The organism is Kitasatospora nipponensis (assembly GCF_039528135.1).
Lineage (GTDB): Bacteria > Actinomycetota > Actinomycetes > Streptomycetales > Streptomycetaceae > Kitasatospora > Kitasatospora nipponensis.
In genome coordinates this window covers 22,200-29,819 of record NZ_BAAALF010000052.1, presented here as the reverse complement: position 1 = coordinate 29,819, position 7,620 = coordinate 22,200, and the positions used below count along the sequence as shown (strand labels likewise).

Below are 7,620 nucleotides of genomic sequence, written 5' to 3'. Positions count from 1 at the left end.
TGTGGGGGGGAGTCGGCCGGCCGCCGTCGATGCGGACCGTTCGGCCGTCGGCCGGGGTGGGCGCTGCCCGGTCAGCCGGTGGCGGGCACCGAGATCCGGTCGATGTCGGGAGCCCAACCGCCGTACTCGTTGCCGAAGGTGATCGTGTTGTAGCCCGCGTTGAGCGTCAGCTGGACGGTCGCCGTCTGGGTCGCGTTCCAGTTGCCGTTCCCGTGGAAGGAGACCTTCTGCAGGTTCCCGCCGTTGGTCCAGATCGAGGCGTCGCGATCGCCGCCCCCGTTCACGTACTGGACGGTGACCTGGTAGGTGCCGGGGTTCTGGGCGTAGACACCGTTGAAGTAGAGCTTGTTGGTTCCCCCGATCCAGCTCACCTTCTGGCCGCCCGAGCAGGCGGGGCAAGCGGCGAAGGTCGCACCGGAGTTGCCGGTCCAGCGGCCCGCCACGATCGTGTGGGCGGGGTCCTCGGCCTCGTAACCGTGGGCGCCCGCACCGGGGTTGATGAACGTGGTGGACCAGGAGGCCGGCGCGCCGGGCGCGGTGACGCGGTAGACCGCGGTGCCGTGGGCCGGGACCTGGGTGCTGATGGCGGCGGCGCCGCTCTGGACGACGCTGCCGGTGTACTGGTCGGTCCAGGTACCCGTGCCGGGGATGCCCACCGCGGCCAGGGAGGTGCTCAGGGTCTGCGCGCTGTCCGACCCGTTGTAGAGCGCGAGCGCGACGTCCCCGTTGCTGAGCGGCTTGGCGAGGACGAGCGAGCCCGAGGAGTTGACCAGCCGGCTCCCGCCGATGACCCGCGCCTGGATGCCCAGGGTGTCCTGGTCGATCGCGATGAGCCGCGGGTTCTTGAGCAGGGCCAGCGAGGTCGCGTTCACGGTGCTCGGGTTGGCGCTGGCGATCAGGGGCGAGGCCATCATCGCCCACAGGGCGAAGTGGGTCTGCTCCTCGGTCGTGTTGAGCCCGCCGTTGCCGACCTCCAGCATGTCCGCGTCGTTGAACGTGCCGGGCTTGGCCCGCCAGGCCAGCGTGGCGTTCTCGGTGACGATGTTGGCGATGCCGTTGGGCCAGCTCTGGCCCCACCACTGGTTGCCGATGTCCTCGGTGCTGCGCGCCTGGTCGGAGACGTCGCCCCAGTCCCGCGTGACGCCCGCGCCGGTGTTGCTGCCGCTGTTCGGGTTGATGCTGAAGACGATCGGCCGGCCGGTGGCCTTCAGCGCGTTGCGCATCGTGGCGAAGTCGGCGACCTGGGCGGAGAGCGACGAGGCGCTCTCGCAGTAGTCGTACTTGAGGTAGTCGACGCCCCAGGAGGCGAAGGTGTTGGCGTCGTTGACCTCGTGCCCGGCGCTGCCGGAGTACCCCGCGCAGGTCTTGGCGCCCGGCGACTCGTAGATGCCGAACTTGAGGCCCCGCGCGTGCAGGTAGTCGCCCAGGCCCTTCAGGTCGGGGTAGTTGGAGTTACCGGTCAGGTTGCCGTTCGCGTCACGGGTCATCCAGCAGTCGTCGACGTTGACGTACCGGTAGCCGGCGTCCCGCATGCCGTTCGCGACCAGGCTGTCCGCGACCGACTCGATCAACGACTGGGTCGCGCCGCACCCGTAGGTGTTCCAGGCGTTCCACCCCATCGGCGGCACCTGGAGCAACGGTGCCGGGGTGGCGGCGACCGCGGACGGGACCGGGACCGCGCCGACCCCTGCCGCCAGAACCCCCGCCGCCACGGCGGCCCGCCGCAGCCGCGACGACCGATTCGTCCTTGTTGCCATGCGTTTTCCCATTCCCTCGAGCCGGCCCACTTCCCCTCCCGGGCCGTGACGCACCGGCAGCAGCTCCGCGGGGAAGAGGACGTGAGTGGCCGACAACTACCAGAAGTGAACACCACTCGCCAGAATCCGACGACATCGAACACGGCGAGTGACATCGAACGGCTCCGCTCACCCCCGTGTCAAGGCTTTGATCAAAAACAGCTGACCCGTGATCTCGTCGCTACCTCCGGGAACGCCCGCGACGGCTTCCCGGGAGGGCGATGAGCGATCGTGACGGCCGGTGGCTGTCGCCCGCATGGGATCGCGGGCGGCGGGCAGACGCGCAGTCACGGCGCAGCGGGCGGCGGGACCGTCGGGGGCACCGGCCAGGGGCGGCGCCGGCTCGTGCCCCACTCGCCCGCTTCGCTGCGCCACCTGCCACCTGCGACCTGGAGGAGTCCCGATGACCGACGTCTCGCGCCTGCCCGGCGCCTTCGAGCACCGCTGGCACTGGCAGCTGCTCGCCGCCTGCCGTGGGGCGGACGACAGCCTCTTCTTCCACCCCGCCGGCGAGCGCAACCCGGCGCACGACGACCGCGACGCCGCCGCGAAGACCGTCTGCGCCCGCTGCCCGGTGCGCGCGGCGTGTCTGGAGCACGCCCTGCGGACCGATGAGCGCTACGGCATCTGGGGTGGCCTGACCGCCGAGGAACGGGCGGCCGGTCGTCGCGTCGCGGCCTGATCATGGTCACGGATCGATACCCACTGTCACAGGCGGGCAACAGCCGCAACGCCTGGCGGGCTCCCGTCGTGCTGGTACATGACCGGCGGTCCTGGCCGGTCGGCACGAACCGATCCCAGGGGGGACACCCACCATGAACGCCAACCGTCTGTCCGCCGCCGCCGTCCTGGCCGTGGCCGCGCTCGCCCTCACGGCCTGCGGGCCGGACGAGACCGCCGGAGCGCCCGCCGCGGCCGGTTCGAGTGCCCCGACGGCCGCGTCCTCCGGTGCCGCCCCGAGCGCCACCGCCCAGCCCTCCGCCACTCAGCCCTCCGCCGCCAAGCCCAGCGCCACCCCCTCGAGCTCGGCCAGGCCGACCGCGGCCAAGCCGAGCGCCACCAAGCCCACCGGGGCGACCCCGAGCCCCGACTGCACGGCGCAGGCCGCGAGCGTCGGCCAGGTGGTCGAGGCGACCGACAACGGCTACCTGACCAGCGTCTGGATGAAGGCCAAGCCGACCAAGTTCGTCTGCGGCCCCGACGTCCCGGACGACGGCTACTTCACGGGCTACGGCAGCCCCGCGGTCTACTCCTTCAGCAACGACGTCAAGACCTCGCTGCTGGCCGGCGTCCAGGAGAAGTCGGTCGACCTGGACACCTTCATGAAGCACATGGACACCTGCCTGCACAGCCCGTCCACCGTGGCCGCGCCCTACCAGTGCTACGGCAACCAGTACGTCGTCAAGGTGAGCGGCCAGAACGTGGTCACCAGCATCAGCGAGCTCTACCACCCCTGACGCCGACCGGGCCGCCGCGCCGTTCACGCCCCGCCCCGGATCTGGCGTACCGTGCAGCGGTCCCGCCGCACCGCGCGAGCGGGCGGCACGGCACGGCAGGACTCGGTACAGCACGGCACAGCACGGCACAGCACGGCACGGCACGGCTTCGGGGAGCGATCGTCATGCTCGACACCACGGACGCGGCTCTGGTCCAAGAACTCCAGCGCGACGGGCGGGTCGGCTACCAGCGGCTGGCCCAGCTGCTGGGCATCTCCCGCGAGGCGGCCCGGGCCCGGGTGCAGCGGCTGCTGCAACGCGGCGCCGTGCGGATCGTGGGCATCGTGCCGCCGGCGGTGGCCGGGATCGAGGTGGTCGCCCACGTCTCCCTCGACGTGGCCGGCGCCGTCGGGGCGGTCGCCGAGGCGGCCGCGGCGCGGGCGGCCAGCAGTTTCGTCTCCTGCACGGCCGGCGGGCAGGCCGTGATCGCCGAGGTCCGGGTGCCGGACGGGGCGGCGCTGGAGGAGGAGTTCGCGGCGCTGCGGGCCACCGCCGGCGTGCGCGGCCTGGAGGTCTTCCGCTGCACCGAGCTGGTGCGGGACGCCTACTCCCCCGCCCTCGCACCGTCGCGCGGCTCGGCGCCGCCGGTGCTGGACCAGGTGGACCGGCGGCTGCTGGGCCTGCTGCAGCTGGACGGGCGGGCCAGCTTCGCCGCCCTCGCGGAGCGGATCGGGCTCTCCCAGCCGGCCACCCGGGCCCGGGTGCTGCGGCTGCTGGAGGAGGGCGCGGTGCACGTGACCGGCCTGGTGGAGTCGCACGCGCTGGGGGTGCGCGAGGCGGCCGGGGTGGGCCTGGGGGTGGCCGGCGAGGTCCGCGCGGTGGCCGAGGCGGCGACCCGGCTGCCCGGCGTCAACTACGTGGCGACGGGCTACGGCCGCTTCGACGTGGTCTGCGGGCTGGACGCGCCGGACCGGTCGGCGCTGCTCACGGGCCTGGAGGCGGTGCGCGCCCTGCCGGGCGTGACCCGTTCCGAGACCTGGGTGCACCTGCAGATCGTCAAGGAGTCCTACACCTACGATCTGCCCGTCCGATAGGCATTTCTTTCGCCTTCCAGCACAGCCACAAACGAATGGCCCAGATCTCGCCGAATGACAGGTGAAAAGATATCCAGCGGGTCTTGACGCATTCTTTTCACCACGATTTGAATGACCGGACACCTCCCCCCGAGAGAGCACCGGTCCCTCGATGACGACTTCACCCCAGCCCGCGGTCGCGGCGCTGCCACGCTCCCTGGGCGTCTTCGGCGGGGTCCTGCTGACCCTGTCGTGCGTCACCCCCGCCTCGTCCCTGTTCATCATCGTTCCGCCGCTGCTCCAGTCGCAGGGCAGCGGCGCGGTGGTCAGCCTGCTGGTCGCCGCCGTGCTCTCGCTCGGGGTCGGGCTCTGCTACGCCGAACTCGGCACGCTGGTGCCCAGCGCCGGCGGCGAGTACTCGATCGTCGGGCAGGTGCTCGGGCGGCTGACCGGCTGGCTGGTCTTCGTGATCTCGATCGTCTCGCTGCTGGTCATTCCGCCGATCATCGCGCTCGGCACCGCGGGCTACCTCGGCTCGGTGCTCTCGCTGGACCCGGCGGTCGCCGGTGCGCTGGTGATGGCCCTGGCCGTCGCGGTCGGCGTGCTCGACATCAAGTCCAACGCCCTGATCACCGGCGTCTTCCTGGGCCTCGAAGTGCTCGCCGCCGCCGTGGTCAGCGTGCTCGGCCTGACCCACGTCCACCAGCCGCTCTCCTCGCTGGTGCACGCCGTCGTCCCCGACGGCCACGGCGGCACCAGCCCGTTCACCACCGGGCTGCTGATCTCCGGCCTCGCGGTGGCGATCTTCACCTACAACGGCTTCGGCACCGCGATCTACCTCTCCGAGGACCTGCGCGACCCGCGCCGCAGCGTCGCGCGCACCGTCCTGTGGTCGCTGCTGGCCGGCGTCCTCGTGATCACCGTCCCGGTCGTGGCGATCTGCCTGGGGGTGAGCTCCCCCGACCAGCTCGCCGCCGGCGACCTGGTCGCGATCGTCGACTCCTGGGCGGGCGGCGCGGCGGGCACCTTCGTGAGCCTGTGCATCGCCGCCGCCATCCTCAACGCGGTGATCGTGATGGTGCTGCAGAACGGCCGGGTGCTCTACGCCTCGGCCCGGGACCGGACCTGGCCCGATGCCGTCAACCGGGCCCTGGGCACCCTGCACCCGCGCTGGGGCTCGCCGTGGGTGGCCACCCTGGCGATCGGCGGGCCCGGCGTGGTGCTCGCCCTGACCGTGCCGATCAGCGCGCTGCTCGGCTTCACCGGCGTGGTCGTCGCGGTGATCTACCTGCTGCTGGGCGTGGCCGCGCTCGCCGCCCGCGGCCGTCGCCACCGCGCCACCGAGGCCTGGCGGATGCCGCTGTGGCCGCTCGCGCCGGTGCTCACCACCGCCGTGCTGGCGTACGTCCTCACCCAGCAGACCGCGCACGACCTGCTGATCACCGGCGGGGTCCTGCTGGTCGGCGTCCTGTACTGGTTCCTCTACCTGCGCCCGCGCAGCGCCACCCACTGGGTGCTCAGCCTGCCGGCCGACCAGGCCGGCCCCGCCGGCCAGGCCGCACCGGCTGACCGGGCCGCACCGGGCGAGCCGACCGGTCCCGCCGCCGCGCCCGCGCCCGCTGCCGCCCCCGCCCTGGAGACCTCGTGAACCGCCCCGCCGACCTGATCGTCCACAACGCCCACGTCCACACCGTCGACGACGACCGCCCGCGCGCCCAGGCCCTCGCGGTGCGCGGCGGCCGGATCGCCTGGATCGGCGACGGCGACGGCTGGCGCCAGCTGGCCGGACCCGACACCGAGGTCGTCGACGGCCGCGGCCGGTTGCTGCTGCCCGGCTTCGTGGACAGCCACAACCACGTCCGGCTCGGCTCCGACGCCGCCTGCGTCCAGTTGGCCGGCGCGGGCAGCCTGGCGGAGATCGGGCGGCGGATCGCCGCGTGGCTCCAGGCCAACCCGCACGCGCCGTGGGTGGAGGCGGAGGCCTTCGACTACTCCGCGATCCCCGGCGGCGCGATGCCCACCGCCGCCGACCTCGACCCGTACACCGGCGACCGGCCCGCCTTCGTGCTCAGCTACGACGTGCACACCGCCTGGCTCAACACCGCGGCACTGCGCCGCCTGGGCATCACCGCGGGCACCGACGAGCTCCCGTTCGGCACCGTGCGCAAGGACCCGCGCACCGGCGAGCCGACCGGCTTCCTCACCGACTTCGCCACCCGCGGCCTGTCCCGCGAGGGGCACCGCGCGCTGCGCGCGGCCGGAGTCCCGTGGGCCGACCCCGAGCGGCAGTACGGGCGGCTCTGCGCCAGCCTCGACCTGGCGGCCCGCTACGGCATCACCACCGTCGTGGAGCCGCAGAACTCGCTGGACGACCTGGCCCTCTTCGAGCGGGCCGCCGCCGAGGGCCGGCTGCGCTCGCGCCTGGTGGCCGCGCTCTTCCACCCGCGCGGCACCGGCGAGGCGGACCTCGCCGAGTTCGCGGCGGCCGGGCGCCGGCACGCCGGTGACCGGTTCCGGGTCGGGCCGCTCAAGCTCTACATCGACGACGTCGTCGAGCCGCACACGGCGGCGCTGCTGGAGCCCTACGCCGGGAGCCACAGTCACCGCGGCGAGACCTTCTACCCGCCCGAGGAGTTCGCCGAGGTGCTCACCCGCCTCGACGCCGCCGGCTTCCAGGCCTTCGTGCACGCCACCGGCGACCGGGGCATCCGCACGGTGCTGGACGCCGTCGAGCACGCCCGCCGGGTCAACGGGCCGCGCGACGCCCGCCACCAGGTGGTGCACGTCGAGTGCCTGGACCCCGCCGACGTGCCGCGCTTCGAGGCGCTCGGCGTGGTGGCCTGCATGCAGCCGCGGCACTGCTCCCCCGACATCGCCGGGCCCGGCCGCGACTGGGCCGAGGCCGTCGGCGAGCACCGCTGGTCGAAGGCCTGGCCGATGCGCAGCCTGCACCGGGCGGGCGCCACGCTGGCGTTCTCCAGTGACTGGAACGTCGCGGAGATGGACCCCATGGTCGGCCTGTACACCGCCGTCACCCGGCAGGGGCTGGCCGGCGGTGAGCCCTGGATGCCGGCGGAGACGGTCGACCTGGCCACCGCCCTGCGCGGCTACACACTGGGCAGCGCGCGGGCCAACTTCCTGGACGACCGGCTCGGTTCACTGACCGTGGGCAAGCTCGCCGACCTGGTACTGCTCTCCGCGGACCTGTTCGAGCTGGACCCGCGCGGCATCCTGGACACCCGGGTCGAGCTGGGCGTGCTGGACGGCGAGGTGGTCCACCGGGCCGGCTAGGGCCGTTCGGGGCTCCGCGGTCGG

6 protein-coding genes are annotated in these 7,620 nt (G+C 73.2%); 5 read left to right on the top strand and 1 reads right to left on the bottom strand.

The features are described from left to right. Nucleotides 1-71: 71 nt before the first annotated feature. Nucleotides 72-1,619 carry an alpha-galactosidase D gene (locus ABD323_RS17005; RefSeq protein ID WP_344442464.1) on the bottom strand — a complete coding sequence of 516 codons (1,548 nt, stop codon included), beginning with the start codon at nt 1,617-1,619 and terminating at the stop codon, nt 72-74. A 580-nt stretch (nt 1,620-2,199) separates the two neighbouring features. On the opposite strand from ABD323_RS17005, the gene ABD323_RS17000 reads away from it, so the two are divergent. The 5 genes from ABD323_RS17000 to ABD323_RS16980 all read left to right on the top strand — a co-directional run bounded on the left by ABD323_RS17000 (nt 2,200) and on the right by ABD323_RS16980 (nt 7,596). Beyond that, nucleotides 2,200-2,478 carry a WhiB family transcriptional regulator gene (locus ABD323_RS17000; protein WP_344442462.1) on the top strand — a complete coding sequence of 93 codons (279 nt, stop codon included), beginning with the start codon at nt 2,200-2,202 and terminating at the stop codon, nt 2,476-2,478. Between the two features lie 133 nt (nt 2,479-2,611). After that, the gene (locus tag ABD323_RS16995) at nt 2,612-3,253 is read left to right on the top strand and encodes a hypothetical protein (protein WP_344442461.1); all 642 of its coding nucleotides are present in this window, start codon (nt 2,612-2,614) and stop codon (nt 3,251-3,253) included. A gap of 164 nt (nt 3,254-3,417) precedes the next feature. Further along, nucleotides 3,418-4,326, top strand: coding sequence for an Lrp/AsnC family transcriptional regulator (locus ABD323_RS16990; protein WP_344442460.1), 909 nt, complete (start codon nt 3,418-3,420; stop codon nt 4,324-4,326). 151 nt (nt 4,327-4,477) lie between these two features. Beyond that, the gene (locus ABD323_RS16985; protein ID WP_344442459.1) at nt 4,478-5,953 is read left to right on the top strand and encodes an APC family permease; all 1,476 of its coding nucleotides are present in this window, start codon (nt 4,478-4,480) and stop codon (nt 5,951-5,953) included. Further along, a complete protein-coding gene (locus ABD323_RS16980; protein ID WP_344442457.1) occupies nt 5,950-7,596 on the top strand; it encodes an amidohydrolase in 1,647 nt (548 codons plus the stop codon). Before ABD323_RS16985 ends, ABD323_RS16980 begins: the two co-directional genes overlap by 4 nt. Nucleotides 7,597-7,620: the final 24 nt, after the last annotated feature.

Bases quoted from the DNA above. Each gene is read 5' to 3' on its own strand.
- ABD323_RS17000 (WP_344442462.1), top strand. From the start codon at position 2,200: ATGACCGACGTCTCGCGCCTGCCCGGCGCCTTCGAGCACCGCTGGCAC.
- ABD323_RS17005 (WP_344442464.1), bottom strand. From the start codon at position 1,619: ATGGGGTGGAACGCCTGGAACACCTACGGGTGCGGCGCGACCCAGTCG.
- ABD323_RS16985 (WP_344442459.1), top strand. From the start codon at position 4,478: ATGACGACTTCACCCCAGCCCGCGGTCGCGGCGCTGCCACGCTCCCTG.
- ABD323_RS16995 (WP_344442461.1), top strand. From the start codon at position 2,612: ATGAACGCCAACCGTCTGTCCGCCGCCGCCGTCCTGGCCGTGGCCGCG.
- ABD323_RS16990 (WP_344442460.1), top strand. From the start codon at position 3,418: ATGCTCGACACCACGGACGCGGCTCTGGTCCAAGAACTCCAGCGCGAC.